Annotated in this window: 17 protein-coding genes; 12 read left to right on the top strand and 5 right to left on the bottom strand. The window is 37.5% G+C overall.

Annotated elements, in window-relative coordinates; genetic code table 11:
* Positions 1-511: 511 nt before the first annotated feature.
* Positions 512-1,432: a quinolinate synthase NadA gene (nadA, locus tag SFC32_RS01740; RefSeq protein ID WP_074564410.1), complete on the bottom strand. Its 921-nt coding sequence runs from the start codon at positions 1,430-1,432 to the stop codon at positions 512-514.
* Positions 1,433-1,767: 335 nt separating this feature from the next.
* Between nadA and SFC32_RS01735 the strand changes: the two genes are divergently transcribed.
* Positions 1,768-3,072: an L-aspartate oxidase gene (locus SFC32_RS01735; protein WP_411049683.1), complete on the top strand. Its 1,305-nt coding sequence runs from the start codon at positions 1,768-1,770 to the stop codon at positions 3,070-3,072.
* 28 nt (positions 3,073-3,100) lie between these two features.
* Positions 3,101-3,961 (top strand): carboxylating nicotinate-nucleotide diphosphorylase, encoded by an 861-nt coding sequence (gene nadC / locus SFC32_RS01730; protein ID WP_411049685.1) that lies wholly within the window; start codon positions 3,101-3,103, stop codon positions 3,959-3,961.
* 78 nt (positions 3,962-4,039) lie between these two features.
* Here the strand turns inward: nadC and SFC32_RS01725 are convergent, their stop codons facing one another.
* Positions 4,040-4,537 (bottom strand): phosphatase PAP2 family protein, encoded by a 498-nt coding sequence (locus SFC32_RS01725; protein ID WP_411049682.1) that lies wholly within the window; start codon positions 4,535-4,537, stop codon positions 4,040-4,042.
* A gap of 242 nt (positions 4,538-4,779) precedes the next feature.
* Here SFC32_RS01725 and trxA point away from each other — a divergent pair, with 242 nt between their 5' ends.
* The 5 genes from trxA to SFC32_RS01700 all read left to right on the top strand — a co-directional run bounded on the left by trxA (position 4,780) and on the right by SFC32_RS01700 (position 7,302).
* Positions 4,780-5,094 (top strand): thioredoxin, encoded by a 315-nt coding sequence (gene trxA / locus SFC32_RS01720; RefSeq protein ID WP_015695637.1) that lies wholly within the window; start codon positions 4,780-4,782, stop codon positions 5,092-5,094.
* 108 nt (positions 5,095-5,202) lie between these two features.
* A complete protein-coding gene (locus tag SFC32_RS01715; protein ID WP_074560880.1) occupies positions 5,203-5,652 on the top strand; it encodes a DUF3290 domain-containing protein in 450 nt (149 codons plus the stop codon).
* A gap of 3 nt (positions 5,653-5,655) precedes the next feature.
* Positions 5,656-6,291: a DUF421 domain-containing protein gene (locus SFC32_RS01710; RefSeq protein ID WP_411049681.1), complete on the top strand. Its 636-nt coding sequence runs from the start codon at positions 5,656-5,658 to the stop codon at positions 6,289-6,291.
* A gap of 72 nt (positions 6,292-6,363) precedes the next feature.
* Positions 6,364-6,744, top strand: a complete 381-nt coding sequence (locus SFC32_RS01705; protein ID WP_133018181.1) for a hypothetical protein — start codon at positions 6,364-6,366, stop codon at positions 6,742-6,744.
* A 129-nt stretch (positions 6,745-6,873) separates the two neighbouring features.
* Complete coding sequence (locus SFC32_RS01700) at positions 6,874-7,302, top strand: YjdF family protein (protein WP_411049680.1); 429 nt, start codon at positions 6,874-6,876, stop codon at positions 7,300-7,302.
* A gap of 311 nt (positions 7,303-7,613) precedes the next feature.
* Here the strand turns inward: SFC32_RS01700 and SFC32_RS01695 are convergent, their stop codons facing one another.
* The 3 genes from SFC32_RS01695 to mutY form a co-directional block, all read right to left on the bottom strand.
* Entirely contained in the window at positions 7,614-10,028 is a 2,415-nt protein-coding gene (locus SFC32_RS01695; protein WP_411049679.1) for a flavocytochrome c, read from the bottom strand.
* A gap of 10 nt (positions 10,029-10,038) precedes the next feature.
* Positions 10,039-10,638, bottom strand: a complete 600-nt coding sequence (locus SFC32_RS01690) for an NADPH-dependent FMN reductase (RefSeq protein WP_411049678.1) — start codon at positions 10,636-10,638, stop codon at positions 10,039-10,041.
* A gap of 239 nt (positions 10,639-10,877) precedes the next feature.
* On the bottom strand, positions 10,878-12,026 hold the full coding sequence (gene mutY / locus SFC32_RS01685) for an A/G-specific adenine glycosylase (protein WP_411049677.1): 1,149 nt from the start codon (positions 12,024-12,026) through the stop codon (positions 10,878-10,880).
* A gap of 1,172 nt (positions 12,027-13,198) precedes the next feature.
* On the opposite strand from mutY, the gene SFC32_RS01680 reads away from it, so the two are divergent.
* The 5 genes from SFC32_RS01680 (at position 13,199) to SFC32_RS01660 (ending at position 21,530) form a co-directional block, all read left to right on the top strand.
* Positions 13,199-13,468, top strand: a complete 270-nt coding sequence (locus SFC32_RS01680; protein ID WP_093815079.1) for a DNA repair protein — start codon at positions 13,199-13,201, stop codon at positions 13,466-13,468.
* Positions 13,455-14,039: a signal peptidase I gene (gene lepB / locus SFC32_RS01675; protein ID WP_074560873.1), complete on the top strand. Its 585-nt coding sequence runs from the start codon at positions 13,455-13,457 to the stop codon at positions 14,037-14,039. The genes SFC32_RS01680 and lepB overlap by 14 nt, the downstream gene beginning before the upstream one ends.
* Before the next feature lie 58 nt (positions 14,040-14,097).
* A complete protein-coding gene (locus SFC32_RS01670; protein WP_411049676.1) occupies positions 14,098-19,041 on the top strand; it encodes an InlB B-repeat-containing protein in 4,944 nt (1,647 codons plus the stop codon).
* Between the two features lie 62 nt (positions 19,042-19,103).
* Positions 19,104-20,495, top strand: a complete 1,392-nt coding sequence (locus SFC32_RS01665; RefSeq protein WP_411049675.1) for a SpaA isopeptide-forming pilin-related protein — start codon at positions 19,104-19,106, stop codon at positions 20,493-20,495.
* 132 nt (positions 20,496-20,627) lie between these two features.
* On the top strand, positions 20,628-21,530 hold the full coding sequence (locus tag SFC32_RS01660; RefSeq protein ID WP_142351880.1) for a class C sortase: 903 nt from the start codon (positions 20,628-20,630) through the stop codon (positions 21,528-21,530).
* Positions 21,531-21,696 lie beyond the last annotated feature (166 nt).

The following is a 21,696-nucleotide window of genomic DNA, read 5'->3' as shown; positions in this document are numbered from 1 at the left end:
CATCTCAGTCTCTTTTATTGTTAAAACTTTATTTTTGCTAAATACATTATTTATGTTAAATTTTACTTCCATTTCAACAAGATAATTAAAAATATCACTTTTAGCAATATTATTTTTTTGATGTGCATTTGTGTAAGTAGCAGCTATTTCAAATTTGTCATAGTTTATGGACTTTAGATAATTAATAAATTTTAAAGTTTTTTGGTGTTTTCCTTTTCACCTTAATTTATATAGAAGGAATTTTAATTATAGTAGTTGGTTAGTATTTTAATTTATCAAAGAATTGTGATTGACTGAATCTTTTTATAAGAATCGGTCTTTTTCATAAATAAACCCATAGTTGTATTTGTATATACTTATAAATTATACTGAATTAAAATCCTATTTTTGGTCAAGAATCATTCAATAAAATAAATTGTATAGGTAATGTCCAAAATAAAAACGAATAATTTTAAAACTCTGTTTTACAGAACCATTAAAATTATTCGTTTATTTTTATATACTAATAAATTTATTTTTGTCCAAGCAGGATCATTTGGTCAATCGCATGACGTGCACCTTTGATAGTGTCTTCATCAAGCTCAATCTCTTCACCTGCTCGTCCAAGTAAACAGTTGTAAATATCAGCTAGAGTTGTCATTTTCATGTTGTGACAAACACATTCAGTTGATAGAAGATAGAAGCGTTTATCAGGGCATTCAAATTGTAAATGCTCAACAATACTGCTTTCAGTACCAATGATAAATTCTTTATCGCTGCTATTTTTAGCGTAAGCCATGATTTCTGTAGTACTTCCAGCAAAATCTGCCAACTCAGTAACCTCAGCTAGACATTCTGGGTGAACCAGTACTTTAGCATTTGGGTGAGCTTCACGTGCTCTGAGCACATCGCGTTTACGCATGCGCATGTGTGTTGGGCAACCACCTTTGAAAAATTCAAATTGCTTATCAGGACATTGTTCAGCGACCCATTGACCAAGGTTGCGGTCAGGGACAAAAAGGATTTTATCGTTGTCAATGTTGTTGATAATTTTGACAGCTGAAGAAGATGTAACGCAGACATCGACCATTGTTTTCACTTCTGAAGTGGTGTTGATATAAGCAACGGTAGTGTAGTCTGGGTGAGCATCTTTTAGCCAAGTAACGATTTTTTTATCAATTTGAGCGGCCATTGGGCAACCAGCCATTGGGTTGGCTAGAAGAGCTGTTTTTTCAGGTGATAAAACTTTAACGGTTTCTGCCATAAAGCGCACCCCACACATCATGATGGTATCTTGTGGTGCTTTGGCAGCATATTTACTTAAAGCAAAAGAATCGCCTACAAAATCGGCAACTTCCCAAATGTCGTGACTTTGGTAGGCGTGTGCTAAAATACAAACCCCTTTTTCTTTTTTGAGACGTAAAATTTCGTCTTGCATCTCTCTTGTATTCATTATATGTTTATGGGATCCTCCTAGGATTGTCTTAGTTATATATTATAGTACCGAGTCAAGAAGGTGTCAAGACACCTGTAAATAAATTTTAGTTAGGTGTCTTGTCAGGTGTCTTGATTGGTGGTAAAATATGTTCTAAGTCGTATGATTTTAATTGATAAGAGTTGATTGAAAAAGTTCCTAAAGACTGATTTAAGTAAGCCTCGTATTGATATCATACAGAAAATGAGAAGCTTATGCTTAGGTCAGTTGATGATGGTATTCTAGGAATTCTTTTTTTATCTGACTCGCCAAATGGATTGTTTATTCAACAATCGTTAAAAAAGAAGGTTTGTATGAAAACAAATGTACTTATTGTCGGTAGTGGTTGTTCAGGACTTTATACGGCCCTTAATTTGCCACAAGAACTTCAAATTACTATTATCTCTAAAGATACATTAGAACACAGTGATTCTTTCTTGGCACAAGGTGGTATTTGCATGTTGAAAGACGAGTCTGACTACGACTCATTCTTTGAAGATACTTTGCGTGCTGGTCACTACAAAAATGACAAGGTTTCTGTTGATTTGATGATTAAGTCATCACCTGATGTTATCAAAGATTTGATTGGTTACGGTGTTGATTTTCAACGTGATGAAAATGGTAACCTTGCTTTCACTCGTGAAGGTGCTCACTCTGATAAACGTATTCTTTTTTACCAAGATACTACAGGTAAAGAAATCACAAGTAGACTGTTAGCTGCGGTCAAAAAGCGTCCAAATATTACCTTGATGGAACACACTTGTCTTCTTGATATCTTGGAAGAAGATAACCGTTGTTATGGTGGTGTGGTCCGTCTTGAAAATGGTGATTTGCAAAAAATCACAGCTGATGTGACTGTACTTGCCAGTGGTGGTGTAGGTGGTTTGTACAAAAATAGTACTAACTTCAAGCATTTGACTGGTGATGCGCTAGCTATTTCCCTAAAACATGATATTGAGCTTAAGGACATGTCTTATGTACAAATTCACCCAACAACCCTCTACCAAGATAATCCAAAAGAACGTTCATTCTTGATTTCTGAGTCCGTTCGTGGTGAAGGGGCACTTCTTTATGATAAAAACATGAATCGTTTTGTCGATGAATTGCAACCGCGTGATGTGGTAGCACAAGCCATTTTAAAACAAATGGAAAAAGACGGGACAGACCACGTCTGGGAAGATTTGCGTACCATTCCGAAAAAAGAATTGGAAGAACATTTCCCAAATATCTTGGCACATTGTCGTGAGGCTGGTTACGACCCATTCACAGAATGTATTCCAGTTGTGCCAGCACAGCATTATTTCATGGGTGGTATCAAGGTTAATCATCATAGTAAGACAAGTATGAATTTCCTTTATGCCGTTGGTGAAACAGCTTGTAATGGGGTTCACGGTCAAAACCGTTTGGCAAGTAATTCTCTTCTTGAAAGTCTTGTTTTTGCAAAACGCGCAGCTAAGGACTTGGTTGCTAAGTATGAGAGTGTATCAGTGCTTCCAAAAACTTTGGCTGAGCTTGATTTGCTAGATTATCAAGATGACGATATCTTGGCAGACGACTATAAAAAAATAGTTGTTGAAAAATTAACAGAAAATAATCAACTAGAAACTGTTATCGGTTAATGGTTGTGAGATATGAGAAAGGATAATGATGTTAGATCCAATTACCCTAAAATTAAATGTTGATCCGTTGATTTTGAGCGCTCTTTCAGAAGACATCAATAACGAAGACGTGTCAACTAACAGTGTCATGTCAGAAAATGTAGCTGGTCAAGTTGACTTGATTTGTAAAGAAGATGGGATTATCTGTGGACTTCCTGTTTTCGAGCGCGTCTTTTATTTGCTTGACCCACAAACAAAGTTTGACGTTTTGGTGAAAGATGGCGATGCTGTTAAGGCGGGACAAAAGCTTGGCACAGTCTACGGTGACATTCGCGTGCTTCTCTCAGGAGAACGCACAGCACTGAACTATCTGCAACGCATGAGTGGGATTGCCACTTACACCCATGAAATGGCTGAGCTTCTAAAAGATAGTCCAATCACGCTTCTCGATTCACGTAAGACCACACCAAATAATCGTATTTTTGAAAAATACGCTGTTAAAATCGGTGGTGGTAAAAACCATCGTTACAACTTGTCTGACGGTGTCCTTTTGAAAGATAATCACATCGGTGCTGCTGGTGGTGTTAAAGAAGCTGTTCTTGCTGCCAAAGCTTATGCACCATCTGTCCGCAAGATTGAAATTGAAGTGGAAACACTTGAGATGGTTAAAGAAGCAGTTGAAGCGGGTGCTGATATTATCATGCTTGATAACATGGACCATGACCAAATGCAAGAAGCTGTTGCTTTGATTGCAGGCAGAGCAGAAATTGAAATTTCTGGTAATGTGACTAAGGCTAATGTCGCTTCTTACACTGACCTAGCTGTTCAGTACGTCTCAAGCGGAGCTATTACCCATTCTGCTAAAATCTTGGATTTATCTCTTAAAAATCTGCATCCTGTTGATAAATAAGTGGATAAGTTTTAAGGCAAAAAATTATTGTTCAAAAAAATCCCTAGCTCGATTGAGTTGGGGATTTTGTGTTGATAACTAAAAAAGAAATAAAAATAATCCACAGATAATACCAATAAGATAACCTGCCATGACATCGCGCGGGTAATGAACCCCACCTAGCACACGACAAAAAGCAATGATAAGCGATAGAATCAGTAAAATAAGACCTAAAAAGCTTGATTGTGTCAGCACAGCCATGCTAATGATGCTAGCAGAAAAGACATGACGACTTGGAAAAGAGTGCCCCTTAGTATTTTTAGAAATTAGTGGTGTGATGTTCCAAGTCTCATAAGGTCGTGGGGTGTTAAGCAGGTGGCGACCAAGTGACACCAAGATAAATGATAGCCCTGGGATAAGAATGAAAATAGGAAGTTTGTCAGGAGTGTTGATAAAAAGGTGGATAAGAAGAAGTGGGTAAACCAGATACATAACTTTGGTTAATAAACTGTTGATAACTTGTAAGCTGCGGATAGCTGCTGGTTTATCTTGAAAAGCTTTTGTTAGCTTGTTATAAAATTCAGCGTAATTTTTCATAAGAATCCTCTATCTAATAATAGTTTTATTATAGCATACGAGCATGCCAGATAAGGAAAATGAGAAGACTTTCAAAAAAATCATTTTCCGTAGCAATTAGTTGTCAAAAAGACAATTTTCCCGTAAAATAGGCTCATAAACTAATAGAAAAGGAAAAAGAACTTTGGGATGCTAGGCTGATTCGTATCCGTTTTTTAATGAAAAACAAGTCAGTCCATCTGGGAGTTCAAGGTAATTACATTATGGCACACAATATTACTGATGCTACATTCGAAGCAGAAACAAATGAAGGTCTTGTCCTTGTTGACTTTTGGGCAACTTGGTGTGGTCCATGCTTGATGCAAGCTCCAATCTTGGAACAGTTGTCAGAAGAAATGGATGAAGACGAACTTAAAATCGTTAAAATCGATGTTGATGAAAACCCAGAAACAGCTCAAAAATTTGGTATCATGTCAATCCCAACATTGCTTTTCAAAAAAGATGGCGAAGTTGTGAAACAAGTCGCTGGTGTTCACACTAAAGACCAAATCAAAGCAATCGTTGCTGAATTGAGCTAATTAAGTATTTATAGATGACAAACTCCCGAAATTTTTTGGGAGTTTTTTGGTGTTAGAAATAGTATAATGGTAAAAAAGCTAAAGAAAAGGATTTTAGGAGGACGTGAGATGAATTTCTATAATTTAGATTACATTACGCAGCATCAGTCTTTTAATCTGGTTTTGAGGTCTGTGATTTTGATTGTCTTGCTTGCTATTGTGATACTGACAAGTCTACACTACATGCGAAATAGGCTGAAGACGCGTCTTCGCGATATTAGTATTGGTATCGTGGTGTTGATGTTCATTCTTCTGGGGATTCAAGTTGAAGATTACATGCAAAATAACCATGATTTTTCGCAGTCACAAGTTCTTGTCAAATTCATCAAAAGTGTGGCTACGGATAACGATTTAAAACCTGAGGATGTCTTAGTCAATTCAACAACCTTAAAAGATGGTATCATCGTTCGTTATAATAAGGAAGACTACACTGTTCATCTGAATGATGATAATAATTCTTACACACTTGAGCGCACACACGTGATTGACCACCGTGTTTACCTTAATGGAGGAAAGTAGCCGATGAATATGTATGGGTTGATAAGTATCAAATTTTTCCTAGGAATTTTAGCGACGATTTTACAGATTAACGTTCTTGGAAAATATGAATTTTCAGCAAACACACCGTTAAATCAGATTCAAAACTTTGTCCTCGGTGGCATTATCGGTGGTGTGATTTACAACAGTTCGATTTCCATTTCGACCTTTTTAATTATTTTGTTGATTTGGTCTTTGGTGGTTATTATCGTAAAACTCTTGATTAACAATAAATATATTAAATCTGTTGTTGTGGGAAATCCAGTAATTTTGATAAAAGATGGCAAAGTCAATGTTGAAAATTGTGCAAAACTAGGCGTTACAGCAGATCAGTTGATGCTCCATTTGAGAATGGAAGGTTTGAATTCGACTCAAGATGTGAAGAGTGCCATTATGGAGCCAAATGGCAAGCTAACGATTCTAGATAAAAATTCGGAAAATCCGAAGTTTCCACTGATTAGCAATGGTCGCATTAATTATGATGTCTTAGAATTAATCAATCAGGATGAAGAGTGGCTGCTAGAAAAACTTAAGGAACAAAATATTGATAACCCTAGAGAAATCTTTTTAGCTGAATACTTAAATGGAAAATTGTACCTGGTTCCCTATTCAGAAAAATAAAATTGATAAAATCACCAGATTTTCTGGTGGTTTTTCTTTTCTTTTTCGAATAAATAAGTAGGAGGAAAAGAGATGCGACTTGTAACGATTTTTGGCTTGTTATTGCTAGCCTTTTTATTTCATTGTGGGGATGCCAAAGCTGAAACAGCTGATAATATTCAATTTATAAGTCTTGATGAGGTCAAGGGTAAAATGGCAGCTAAAGAGGACTTTTATTTGTTGATTGGTCGACTTGATAATGTTGATACTCAAAATGCTTTAGACAGACTCAGTCAAATTGACCAAGTGATTTATTGCCTTGATACCAAAGATATTGATTATGTTGCTTACAAAAAATTTGCCAAGAAATACAATATCAGAACCATGACACACTTGGCACATTTTCGTGGAAAGTATCAGTTTGCAGTAGCTAATGTCCTAACAGCTGACCTAGCAGGATTTTTCGCGGTTTAAGTTAAAATTTGTTATACTAAAGCTGACATAAAAACACATCGCAGTTGGTAGTCTGTGAGTACAACATGTATCAGTAACCTTCCCCTTCCGAGGTCGTCCATTGTCAATTTTTTTTAAGGAGGGGCTGTTATGAAAATGACAGTATATTTTGATGGGGCATTTTGGTCGGCTTTGATTGAATTTACGGATTCGAATAAACGTTACAAGGCTTTTCGTTATGTATTTGGCAAAGAGCCGAAAGACGATACAATTCGACATTTTGTAGATTTTTCTTTAGGAAAATGGCTGCGCAGATATGATAAGTTTGAAACTAATCTTAGTGTTGAAGCGTTAGCTATTTCTCAAAAGAAAAAGAATCCAAAGCGATTACAGCGAGAAATCAATAAAGCAAAACGTAAGCCAGCAGTATCAACTAAGGCGCAACTTGCTATGCAGGAGATGCATGAACAAGCTAAGAAGATGAAACAGTCTGACCGAAAATTAAGACGGGAACTTGAAAAAGAGCGAAAGTTCACACTTAAACAAGAAAAGCGTCATCAGAAAAAGCGGGGACATTGAAAAGAAAAAAGTTTAAGCTTTCTATAAGAAAAAATTCAGCTTTACTTAAGCTAGTCTGGCTATACTATAGTCAATCCTAAATAAACTTTCTTTTTCATAGTTGTAGCAGCTGTTGACATAAAGTAGCTGTTGCGAATCTCCTAAAAATTCCAGATTTTAAATCTGGAATTTTTTGTATGTAAAAGGATTTGGTGTTTTTTTCTAAGCTGTTAAAAGATTGTGAATAACGAAAAAAGCACCCTTTATCTTGGCGTATAGGGTGCTTTTCTTATGCCTAGAATATTAATTCTATTCTCCTTGGTGTTGATTATTTAATCAAGATATTCAGCGATGGCTGTATCAGTTGCGATACGTCCAAATGTGAAGATGTCTGTTAATGAGTTACCACCGAGACGGTTACCTGCGTGAAGACCACCTGCGACCTCACCAGCGGCAAAGAGTCCTTTGATGATTTTGCCATCTTCGTTGATGACATGGGCGTGAGTATCAATTTTTAGACCACCCATCGTGTGGTGTGTGGCTGGTTTACGTGGTGTTGCGTAGAATGGTGCTTTTTCGACTTTGAGGTCGAAGGCACCTTTGTCAAATTCAGGGTCATGACCAGCGTCAACGTATGCATTGTAATTGGTGATTGTTTCTACCAAAGTAGCGGGGTCAATGTTGATTTGCTCAGCCAATTCTTCCAAGGTATCAGCCTTAAAGAGGGTACCTGCTTCAACTTGAGCATCAATTTTTTCTTGACTGGTATTGTAGGCTGTTTCTTTGATATTTTCATCGGCGATAAGATAGAAGAGACCTCCGTTGTCAATAGCTGCTTGTGATAATTGGTCACGGCTACCGTATTCATCGACAAAACGTTTACCTTTGGTGTTGATCATGATAAAGTTTGCTGGAGGCACTTGAAGTCCTGTGAAAAGTGCGCCAGTCACTGGGTCTGATACTGGCATCATTTGGCTAAAGCCCATACCAACAAGGTCTGCACCGACAGATTGACCAAGTAGGATACCGTCACCAGTTGCAGCAGGGGTATTTGAAGTGGCAATATTATCATCAATTTCTGACCAGTAAGTGTTGTATTTTTGGAGCATTTTAGTATTGGCTGCAAATCCACCTGTTGTCAAAATCACAGCTTTACCATTGACGGTAATAGTTTGTCCATTGCGTCCGCTACCTTTGACACCTGTGACGACACCATCAGTTACAACGAGTTCTTTAACCTGGGTATCTGTTAGAATGATTCCTCCGTTTTTCAAAACGAAATCTTTCAAGACAGCGATATAAGCAACGCCCATTGGAACTTTTGGTTTATGACCACGACGCCAAATAGCACCAACTGGCATAGTTACCTCGTCACGTAGAAATTCGACACCGATATTTTCCAACCAGCGAACAGATTCAAGAGCATGTTCTGTTAGAACACGAATAAGTTCATAATTACCGTGGATTTCATGCCCTTTGAGGTCTTTACGTTTACCGCCAAGATAAGTTTGGATACGGTAGAGAAGTTTTGAGTCAAAAAGATAGGTTGGGTCTTTGAGGTATTCTTCAATTTCAGACTTAAGGGCACGGAAATCTGGTAAGAATTCTGGGTCGATAGTTGCCTCATCAATATCATGCAATTCTTGCAGATTGTGGGCTTCACCTGGGTTAGCAGCAAATGTATTTTGCCAAGCAGGATCAGGGGCATTCATTGGACCACCAGCGCGGACAGTGTTTCCGCCGACAGCTGGGAATTTTTCAACGAGAATGACTTTTTTACCAGCTTGAAGGGCTCGAGCAGCTGCTGTCAAACCAGCACCTCCCCCACCGACAATGACAAGTTCTGTGTCGTAAGTTTTGTCTTCTTTATCTAGAGCTGATGGTGCTTTTGGACGTGAACGAAGAGCATCGGGATTAGCACCAGCTTGACGAACCGCACGCGCGACTCCATTTAGGACACCTTTTGAAGTGACTGAAGCTCCAGAAATAGCATCGACATTCAAGGTTTGTCCTTCGATGATTTCATCTGGAATACGGGTGAAGACCACATCAGCAATTCCTCCTGTTTCACCAGAAGAATCAATATTGATGGCTTCGATGCGTTCTTCTGAAAGGGTTACTGACATTGGAAGGTCACCGTTGTGACCGACAGTAGTGACGTGATAAGTACCGGGTTCAAATCGTACGTCTTCAGGTTGGTTAAGCTGATTAGCAATATTGGCAAAGCGAATAAAGCGGAAGAAGCAAGATTCTAAGAAATCAATGGTTCCTTGGTCTTTAAGGTCGCCATTTTCATCAAAGGCATGTTGGACACGCCCAAGTAAAAATTCACTACCAGGCATGACAACAGCATTAACTCCTGGGGCGTCTAGAATTTGACGTAGATGAAGTTGAGCGCGTGAAGAACCTTGAACATCATATGAAGCTCCCACAATCATAATTGGCTTGCCTGTCAAGGGATGAATGTTAAATGACAACCATTCGATAAGACTGTTTAGGCTTGATGGAATGGTATGATTGTGTTCTGGTGTAGCGATGATAACCCCATCAGCTTCAGTGATTTTAGTGTTGAAAGTTTGGATAACAGCAGACTCTGTTTGGTCATCAGTTTCATTAAACATTGGTACATCAGTGATTTCCAAGATTTCAATATCTGCTTCTTTGGCAAAATGTTTTGCCATGTATTTGAGTAGAAGTCGGTTGTATGAGTGTTTGGCATTTGTTCCAACGATGGCAACTAATTTCATAATAAACCTCCTAGTCTTTTTCCCAAGCAAAAGCTTTTTTACGGTTGGTATTAGCTTTGCTGACAACTTGATTGGTAATATCTACAAAAGCTAGAAATTCCTTGAAATTATCTTCAAGTTCAGCGACTTTTTCAGGATTATTGAGATTAAAATTGTCATCTAACACTTGTTCGGAATGACCAAGAAGAAATTCTGTGCCAGGCATGATGCGAGCTTTCAATTCAGGTGCATCCAAGATTTGACGAAGATGTGCTTGTGCGCGTGATGTTCCTAGTGCTCCAAGAGAAGCTCCCACGATCATGGTTGGCTTATTGATTAGCGCGCGACTTGTGTAGGCAATCCATTCAAGAGCAGAAGATAGCGGTGCTGGAATGGTATGGTCATACTCAGGTGTAGCGATGATAACCCCGTCTGCGCTAGCGATTTTTTCAGAAAATGCTGCAACAACAGCAGGAGCAATCTTATCCTCAGGTTCATTGAAGGCAGGCAAATCCTTGATTTCAAGAAGTTCAATATCAGCCACATCAGCAAAATGCTTAGTCATAAATTTTAACAACTTACGGTTTGTTGAACGAGCTGAATTTGTCCCAACAATAGCAACTAATTTCATATAGTCTACTCCTTTTACACAAATAATTACCTTTATCATACTCTTTTTTTAAAATAATTGAAAACGTTTTTGTTATAGGAGAGGAAAGTATCATTTTTTAGGAGTATAGTATGATAAAAAAAGCCCTGAAACATCAGGGCTCTTACTTGAGGATACGTTTTTAATATCTGTGAACGATTCATCTTGAGATATTATCATTAGGAATGGCTATATTATAGAAAGCTTTGCTTAAATTGGTCTTAATCAATTTTCTTAAGATATTCTGCTAGCATTTTCTTCTGTGGTGTAGCCATGGGGTAGTCTTGAAGTTGGTCTTGTGATACCCAGCGGAGTTCTTTGTCTTTGGTAACTTCATCTGAAGTTACCAAGCCTTCAATGAGTTCGATAGTCCATTTTTGGTGGCTAAAGGTGTGCTTGACTAGGCTAAATTCTCGATTAGTCCAGTCAGGAGTGACTTGGTAATCCTTTTCAAAAAGTGCTTTTTGTGAGACGGTTTTAAGAGAAGCAGTATCTTTTTCAAATAAATCTAGCTGCTGTCCGATAAAGTCTGTTTCCACGATTGGAAATGACCAGAAGCCACCAAGTAGACGTCCATCCAGATTTTTTTCTAATAAGAAATCACCTTTGCTATTTCGAATGACAAACGCTTGAAGCTGTAGCGGCTTGGGCTTTTTCTTAGGCAGTTTAATTGGGTATTTGTCATAAGTGCCATGTAAATAAGCTGCGCTGAAAAAGCGAATCGGAGATTCATCAGGACGAGGATTTTTGGCGGATTCGATATCAGTCCCCAGATCCATCAGTGCTTGGTTGAAATCTCCAGGACGTTCTGGATCAATTAAGATTTCCATAATTGCCTGGAAAATCTTGCGATTTTTGGGATCACCAATATCATAGTTGACTTCAAAAAGGCGCGCCATGACTCGCATAACATTACCATCAACAGCAGGTTCAGCAAGTCCAAAAGCAATGCTTGAAATAGCACCAGCCGTATAAGGGCCGATACCTTTTAAAGAAAGAATATCCTTGTGATTATCTGGAAAAACACCATCAAATTTTTCCATGATTTCTTGAGCTGCTTTTTGCATATTACGCACACGGGAATAATAGCCAAGCCCTTCCCAAGCTTTTAGCAATTTCTCTTCAGGAGCATTTGCCAAATCTTCAATCGTCGGGAACCATTCTAAAAAGCGTTCGTAATAAGGAATTACCGTCACCACTTGCGTCTGTTGCAGCATAATTTCAGAAATCCAGATAAAATAAGGATTCTTAGCTCTGCGCCAAGGTAGGTCGCGTTTTTCATTATCATACCAATTGAGCAGGGTACGGCGAAAAGAAGCAATCTTTTCATCGTCCCACATCTCAATCCCATAATCAGTTAAATTAATCATATTTCCATTTTAGCAAAGTTCATATCTTAAGGGTAATAAAAGTTCTTGAAAAAAATTTTTAATAAAAAGCACATATCTCTTGACAAAAGGTAAGCGGTTACATTATAATAAAAGTGTAAAGAAGGATGACAAAAGAAACGAAGTAAGGAGGTAACAATTCTTATGATGAAACCACATGTCGCCCGGTATAAAAATGGTGATAAAGTCTCTAGTCGGAGTTAAGTAGGCACAGTTAACTTTACGTTATGGAGGTGGCGCTTATGTTGGAATTAAACTTAGGACGCTATAAAAATGGTGATTAGTCACTTTGATTAGCCATAAAGATTTATACCTCAAATCTCAAAAAAATTGTAACAAAAGAAACATCGGAGGAACGTCTTATGTTGATGATGAATGTAGGTCGTTACAAAAATGGAGACTAACAACTAGTTGAATTTAGGTCAATGAAGGAGTGATGTCACATTTTAGATGAAGATATTAATTGGAAGTGAACGATTAGAAATAGCTGGTGCAAGAAATAATACCGGTTGATCTTGTTGCTAGTAACAGTAGTAATCGAAAGGGCTTCTAATCATATTGCTTCCATGTTTGAAAAAAGCTTTTAATTTTTTAATGAAAGTTGTGATAGATGTGAAAGCAATCAATGTAGGCCGTTACAAAAATGGAGACTCAAAAAAGATATGGCGACGAGTCAATCGCCCTATCAAAGAAACAGAAAAAATTTGATTATTATCGTTGTTATGTGAGTATTTTCAATTAATGGAGGTATCTTATGAACGTAGCAAGATATAAAAATGGTGATACTTTAGCTAGTTGCATAAAATAGCTAAAGGAGTGATACCAATGTAAAAAAGTAGTGACTAAAAAACTCATGGAGGTATATGTACAATGCTGAAAATGAATTTAAATCGCTATAAAAACGGAGATAATAATCTAACAGCCTAACTCCTTATGAGAATGGTATGTTAGATGACATACGAAAAAATTTTTTGGAAGCTGAGACAAAGAGCTCAGCTTCTTTTTTGGCCTTTAAAAGATATTTTTTTCATAAAACCAAAATTGCCGAAATTTTTTAAGAAAATCTACAGAAAATAATTGAAAATCAAAGTCAAAAGTACTATAATAAGATTAAAGGAAAACGCTTAATAATAAGAAGAATCGAGGCGATTTATGTGAGTAGAAGTAATTTTCGAAGATTAAAACGTATCGAACTATATGAAATCATGCTAGCGCAGAGTAAAGAAATCGACCGATTAAGAGATGAATTGGCAAAAGCCAATGAAAAATTAGAAAATCAAGAGATAAAACTAGCCAACGCTGGTTCTATCGCAGAAGCTTCCCTTAGTTTGACAAAGGTTTTTGAAGAAAGCCAAAAAGCAGCAGACTTGTACCTTAAGAATGTCAAACAAATGAATGGAGAAGCGGAGTATGAAAAAGGATAACGAAATTACTCTTCCCACAACCAGTGAGATTGAAGAGTTATATAAAAAAGCGAAATACCGTAAACTTTTTACCGAGAAGATAAGAAGCACGGTTTTTATGTTAATTGTAGTAGCCGCCTTTGCGATTTTGGTAGCTATGCTTTACCTTCCAACCCTCAGGATCTATGGGAAATCCATGAAGGGGACGCTAGATAGTGGAGATGTGGTCTTGACAGTTAAAAGTAATCACTTTAGGACAGGAGACATCGTCGCTTTTTATTACAACAACAATATTTTGGTAAAACGAGTTATTGCAGAATCGGGTGATTGGGTTAACATCACCAAGGATGGAACGGTTTATGTCAATAGCAAAAAAATAAAAGAACCTTATATCGAACACAAATCTTATGGTGAGACAAACATTAAGTTTCCTTACCAAGTTCCAGAAAACCGTATCTTCGTTTTGGGAGATAACCGTAGCGTTTCGATTGATTCACGAAATACTTCTGTTGGTACAGTTTCTGATGAACAATTAGTTGGTAAACTAATTTTTAGGATTTGGCCTTTATCAGATATTGGTACTCTAAATTAAAAGTAATTGTCGACATATTTTCACTGATGTTTTAGGAGGGAAGGAGAGTGAAAAATCGATGAGAAATTTTTTTAGACGAAAAGATTTAATCAAGAATCATAAAAAACTCGCCACTTTCCTTGCCGTTATAGTAGCTCTGGTGACAGCTTATCTTTTGATTTTACCAGCTATCACTCTTGATAATGAGACTGCTTCGCAAGATCCTGGTATAGAAGTTGAACAAAGTAGTCAGTCGCCGCCATCGCTACCGGCACCACAGGATAATCAGTTAGGATCTACAACAGAAAGTTCCTCAGTTGATACGTCAAATAGCGGTGCTACACAAGCAGCAAGTGATGAGCCTGATTTGATCACACAAGCGACAACCTTGACAGCACAAAATCAAGATTACACGATTAAAGCTGATGTTGATGAAAAGGCACAGTTGCCTAAGGATACGACATTGACCGTCAAGGAAATCAAAAATGACGATGCTGCTTATCAAGCGAATTATGAAAAAGTACAAAATTCTCTAGTAGGAAAGAACATCGAAAGTGTTCTTCTCTACGATATTTCTTTTGAATCAAATGGTCAAAAGGTTGAACCAAAAGCTGACGTTAAGGTGACAATTACACCGAGCGAGGCTATGGCTGCTAAAGATAACTTTGATGTCATTCATTTCCCAGACGATGGTTCGCAAGAAAACATCACTCAAAAGGACGTCAAAGAAATTGACCATAAGATTACATCGGTTTCCTTTGAAAACAGTAAATTCTCAGCTTACGCTTTGGTCACTTCAAGCGACCCTAAAGATGACAAAGCAACTGACGATGCCAAACTTCAAGCTAAAAATACACCACGATCAGTAACTACTCACACTGTTACCTTCAAGTACACTGATAACAGCGGCATTGAACATGATATGACAACCGCTGAAGTTACCGATGGTGGAAAGATTGCAGTTTTCCCAACGCCGGTTTATCGTGAAGGTTATCGCTTTACAAGATGGAAAAACCAAGCTGATGATTCAACTGTTACAGAGGATACAACAATTACTAGTGATATGACAGTTGTTGCAGATTACTCTGAAATTAAGATTTACAATGCGACAATCCAATATTTCTATCACAATAATACGACTAACAGTGATACGGTCTTTGGTAATGATGTTCACCAAGTCGAAGCCAAAGATACACCATATCGTGTTACACCTCCACCTTCTGTAAGACCAGGTGATGATCCTAGTGTATCTCAAGATGAAGTCTACTATCCAAGCCAATCAATCGTTGAATTTGCTAACGCAGCAGATTTAGCGGCTAAGGATTCATCAGATGGTAACATTGACCAAAACATCACTATTAGAGTTGAATATGTAGCAGCAGATGCTACCTATAATGTTCACTACATGTTGAAAAATTTGAACAATGATAATTACAGTGAAATTGAAACTGTTCAAGCTCACGGTGTTATCGGTTCAACCATTAGACCGCAAGTTTTGACTTATGATTTTGCTGATTTTGAACGAACAAATTCAGTAACTCTTACCCAAGCTCAAGGTCAAGACCTATACGTTTACTACACACGTAAGACTTTTGAACTTAGCTACAATACCAACGGTGGTTATTATATCGAGCCAACAGAAGGTTTGTACGGTGAGTCTGTTGCGATTACAAGTAACGTGCCACAGAAAAAAGGTTACACCTTTGATGGCTGGTATGATAATCCAGAATTCAGTGGTAATAAGATTACAGGAAATGTCACACTTAATAATGACAAGACCTTGTACGCTAAATGGAAAGCAGATACAGTACCTTATACAATAGCTTATTATAAAGAAGTTTATGATAACGCGACAAATACCACACACTATGTTTACGATAGTGCTATCGTACGTACTGGTACGGTTGATACAACCGTAAATGCTTCAAGTGCTCCAAATCTATCTGTTGTTCCAAAAGGTTATGAACGTGAAAATGCATCTGGTGGACCAAATAGCACGTCATCTGTTGTCATAGCAGCGGATGGTTCATCTGTTTTAAATGTTTATTATAGTTTGAAACGTTACACCTTTATTTTTGACCTGAACCTCACTAGTTGGGGAAACTCATTAGGTCGTATCGATATAGGTGGACATACATATCAAGGCACTGAATATCGATTAACAAATATTGTTTTAGGTCAAGATGTGTCAAGTGTATGGCCAAGTTCAACATCAAATCCAAGAGAAGTATATTCGCTTAACTATCTTGGTCAGGTTTCAACAGAACGTTTCTTTGATTCTTGGGAAAATCAATATAAAACTAAACGTCAAGAAGTTACTCCTGAACTTTTACCAGATTCAGGAACAACAAGAACGTTCAAAGCCACTTGGACCAACCGAGGTAATACTTATACGGCTGAGTACTGGTTGCAACAACCGGATGGTTCTTATGTGAAGTCTAATAAGTATAGTCAGTCATTCATTTTTAACTCTGGTACATTTACTGCCAAGGAAATCTATGGTTATACTTACCGTACGGACCAAAGCTTTACTCAAAATGGTGTTCATTATGAAGGAACATCAACATCGGATAGGACTTATCGTTTCTACTATGACCGTGATAGTTTCCAAATTGACTACTATTATGGTAACGATGAGGTAGGTCACAAACTTAACATTCCATTTGAAGCTGATATTTCATCATCAGAGTATAATTACCAACCTAGCCGACCAGCTGGTGTTGATAGTGACTATACTTGGGGTGGTTGGTATGAGGATGCTGTGTTAACAACGCCTTATACCTTCAACACAATGCCAAACCACAATTTGGTCTTGTACGCTAAATGGAATGCTCCACGTTACAATGTGTCATTTAATTTGAATGGTGGTGAAGGAGCAACTCCACCGACACAATCTGTTGAAAAATATGTTACCGCGCAAGCTCCGGCAGATCCAACTAGAAATCACTATACCTTTGATGGTTGGTTCGACCAAAACGGTAAACGATTTGACTGGACTAAGCCAATTACATCAGATACTGTATTGACAGCTCACTGGAAATTAAATCCATTGACTTACACTGTTCAATATGTTGATGCTGATAATAACGAAAGTAAGTTAGCGCCAGATAAGGTGATAACAAGTCCTGCTCTTCAACTTGGTGATACCATTACTGAAACAGCTCTTGCTATCACTGGTTACCGTCCAGGTAATAACCAAAAATCAGTAACCCTTGGTTATGAAAATAATGTGATTACTTTCTACTATACTAGAAAACAACTTAGTGTAAATTATACCGTTCGTTACTTACTAGAAGGTACAGAGACCGCACTAAAAGATCCAGTCACTAAGACAGTTACTGGTGATACGGTTCGTGTTAAAGAAGTTGCTCCAGATGTTGGTAGTGATTATTACCCACTGGATGATACGTTAAGTTTGACATTGACTTCTAACGCGGCAAACAACGTCATTACTTTCTACTATAGTAAGAAAACAGATGGACACATTACTTTCCATTATCTTGATATGGATGGTAATCCAATCCCTGGTCAAGCACCAGTTGAAGAAACTTACCATGAAGGTGGTACTTGTAATACTCTCGACCATCATCTAGATATTTCAGGTTACACTTATCATTCAGGACAAGATGTCACAGATCATAATAATCCGACAAGTGTCAAAGATATTTACACCTTTAGAGGTGGTGAAAATATTGATATCAATCTTTATTATAAGAAAAATATTAATATCGTAGCGCATGATAAAGAAAAATCTTATGATGGTCAAGCTCTTAAGAGTAGTGGTCTATCGGATTTGACAGATGTTTATCGTCAATCCCTTCAAAGTGGTGATAAGTTAGCTTCGGTGACTTACTCAGGTTCACAAACTAACGCTGGAACAAGCAGTACAACACCAACAGCCGTTACCATTACCGATGACGATGGTAATAATCGAAATGATTACTACAATATCATCTATACTCCTGGTACCCTAACGGTTATTCCATTGTATGTTTCAGTTATCATTACTGGTGATACGATTTCTAAAGTCTATGATGGAACCTACTCAACAGTAGGCTACGAAGTGACACGTATCAGTACAAGTCTGTATTCAGAAAATAAAATTCAATTTAATGGTACTGAGTCATCTATTACTCAAAAAGATGCAGGTACTTACTTATTGAATATATCTAATAAGTTCACAAATACAGATCCTAACTTCGATGTTCACTTCCAAGTGTCAAATGGTGCTCTTACTATTTATAAGCGTGATGTTGTTTTGACATCTGCTGAAGCAACGAAGACTTACGATGGTACACCATTGACAGCGCATACCGTCACACCAAGTCCGATGACTGACACCGAAGGATTTATTTTAGGTGAAGGTGTTCAATCTTACAACTTCACTGGTAGTCAAACCTATCCTGGTACAAGTTATAACCGCTTTACTTATACTTTGTTACCAAATACTAAACCTACAAACTACAACATTTCCATTACACATGGTCACTTGATTGTTACGCCAACAATTAATTTACAAGTAACTGGAAGTGGCTGGTCACCCGCTCTTTCTGGTGGAAATTTCAAACTTGAAAAACGTGGTGCTGGTGTTTGGGAAGATATCAGTAACGAGTTTAATAGCTTTGATGTGACATCCACAGATGGTTTTAATATCAATGGATTAATGCCAGGACGTTATCGCCTCACTCAAAATTCTGCTCCAGATGGTTATAGAGTTATTAATAAATATGTTTGCTTCAATGTTCTTGAAGATCGTGATGAATTTGATAATTCTATTTATACCATGGAACTTTGTGATGAAGATGGTCACACTGTTTCTGCTGATGATAATAAGCGAATTGTGAATGGTATTGGAAATTACAACTACCGTCTTCAAGTCGTTAACCAAGCTGGTAGTGAACTACCAAGCAGCGGTGGTATCGGAACGAAGAAATTCATTATTGCAGGTATTATATTAATGGTTGTCGCTGTACTAGTTACTATCTTTAATAGATGGAAAAAAGCTATTAACGATAGTGGTTAGGAGGTGATGCCAAATGATGTCGTTTTAAAACTTTTAGGATAAAATTAGAAAGAAGGTTCACTATGAAAAAGATCAGAAATGTGATGACATTACTCCTCGCAGCTCTTGCGCTTCTTTTCACCGGAAGTCAAGTCTTTGCGGATACAACCGGAACCATTACGGTTCAAAACGCCCAAGCGGGACAAACTTATACCCTCTATAAACTTTTTAATGCCACAGTAGGTGATAATGGAGCTATTGCTTATACATTACCAGATGGTAAAACGGCAGCAGATGTTGCATCTTACTTTGATGTTGACTCTGCTGGAAACGTCACAGCAAAATCAACGACTACTCAATCTGTAGTGGGAAGTGATGCTTTTAAAACTTGGGCTGAAGGATTCGGTACTCAAGTAGGTACTCCGAAACAAGCTACTAATAACACAGTAACATTCGATGGATTAGATTTTGGTTACTACTTCATCAAATCTTCACTTGGTGCAACAATCACTGTTGATAGTACTACTCCACAAGCATACGTTGTTGATAAAAATGCTGCTGGTCCAAGTAACGCTACAAAGGATGCCAATTTAGAATCAGCAAAAATTGGTGATACTGTTAACTATACTGTTAAATACAATGCAACAAACTATGTAATGGTTGGTGGTGAAGGTAAACAAATTACTGGCTACACTATCGTCGATACTCCAACTAACTTAGCAATTAATGCTGATTCTGTTGTTGTAAAAGTAAAAAGTACTGTTACTCAAACTGAACAAACAGTTACTCCAACAACTAAAACAGTTGATTCTAACGGTAAATTGACAATTGTTATTCCTTGGGTTGATAGTGATAATAATTCAATTTATGACACTCCTTCAGAAGTAACTATTACTTACTCTGCTACTGTATTACCAGGTGCAGCAGGTGTCACTGCCCTAACAGGTCAGGCTACCAACGGTGCTAAAATCACTTATGCTTATGATGGTGGTTCAAATTATATCAACACAGAAACTGAATCTGTTAAAACTTACGGATTTACAATTATTAAAACAGATGGTACTAACACTTTGACAGGTGCTGAATTCAAAGTTTATGATTCTGAAACAAGTACAACTCCACTTAAATTTGTGAAACTTTCAGATACTATGTATCGTATTGCTGTTTCAACTGATGCTGCTTCAGATTGTGTAGAAGTTATCCCAGCTGGTATGACTTATATCTCAGGTCTAAAAGATGGCTCAAACTTCTTCCTTGAAGAAATCAAAGCACCTGCTGGTTATAATAAATTAACTAGCCGCCAAGAAGTCGTAGTTAACAAGGATAGAGGTATTGCTAGCGTTCTTAACCACAAAGGTGCTGAATTGCCATCAACTGGTTCATTTGGTACTAAAATGCTCTATGTTGTCGGTGCTTCAGCTATTCTAGTTGCTTTCGTTTACATGGTTGCAAAACGTCGTGTTAAAAATCTTTAATGATTAACCGTTAGAACATCTTCGAAAGTAGCACGAGTCTATTTTCGAAGATGATTCTTTTTAGAGAAAATTTGCCAGCAGAAAGGAGAAACAGCAGTGGCGTGGTTAAAGCAACATTGGAAATCTTTGATAATGCCCTTCGTCTTTCTCATCGGGCTGGGCTTGGTTAGTTACCCTTCATTGAGTGACTATTGGAATTCCTTTCACCAGACAAAAGGAATTATGAATTATGCTAAGAGCGTCTCAAAAATGTCTGATGAAGAATACGCTAAGATTTTAAATCGGGCAAAAGATTACAATAAGAGATTGACTAGCATGAATTGGGACATGAATGATGCGCAAAAAGCAGACTATGAATCTCAGTTAAACTTCAATCATGATGGTGCCATGGGTTACATTAGTATCCCTAAGATCAATATAAAATTAGGTGTTTATCACGGAACAGACGACAAGGTTTTGCAGACATCCATCGGACATCTGGCGGGGACATCTCTTCCAGTTGGCGGAAAAGGTACACACTGTGTCTTATCTGGTCACCGTGGATTGCCTTCAGCTAAGTTGTTTTCTGACTTAGATAAATTGCGTGAAGGAGATACCTTTACCATTCACGTTTTAAATGAAACCTTGACTTATGAAGTCGATCAGATTCGAGTGGTTGAACCAACTGATTTTAGTGACTTGACCATTGATCCAAATCAAGATTATTTAACCTTGGTGACATGTACACCTTATGGTGTTAATACCCAACGTTTGTTGGTTCGTGGGCACCGCATTCCAAATGCTGATGGCGAAGCTAAGACCACTTCCGATGCCCTTCAGCTAAATGCACTTTATATTGCACCGTTTATCGGTATTCCAATCTGCCTTGTTATCGTTATCTACATCTTTGTTGTAACAAGTAGCAGGTACCTCAAACGTCATGGTGACCGAGTTGGTAAATACCTCAGTCAAAAGGGACTTAAACGACCACAAATGAACTCTAAAAACTACCAAGAAACGATTAATCAATTAAAAAGAATTTTTAAGGATGATTAAAAAAGATTGAAGATGAGCGATAAGCTCATCTTTTTTTGTTACGCTTTCACAAAGTTTTTGTTAAGTCAATTTGAAGTTTATATTAAAAGTTAAATACAAGACTTAATTTTGCAACAATTCATAAAATTTATGCTATAATTGGAGTTATACTAGCGAAAAGCGAGGT

Source organism: Streptococcus sp. TATVAM-FAB8, assembly GCF_046592795.1.
GTDB lineage: Bacteria > Bacillota > Bacilli > Lactobacillales > Streptococcaceae > Streptococcus > Streptococcus ruminicola.
This window is presented reverse-complemented; position numbering and strand designations above follow the sequence as displayed.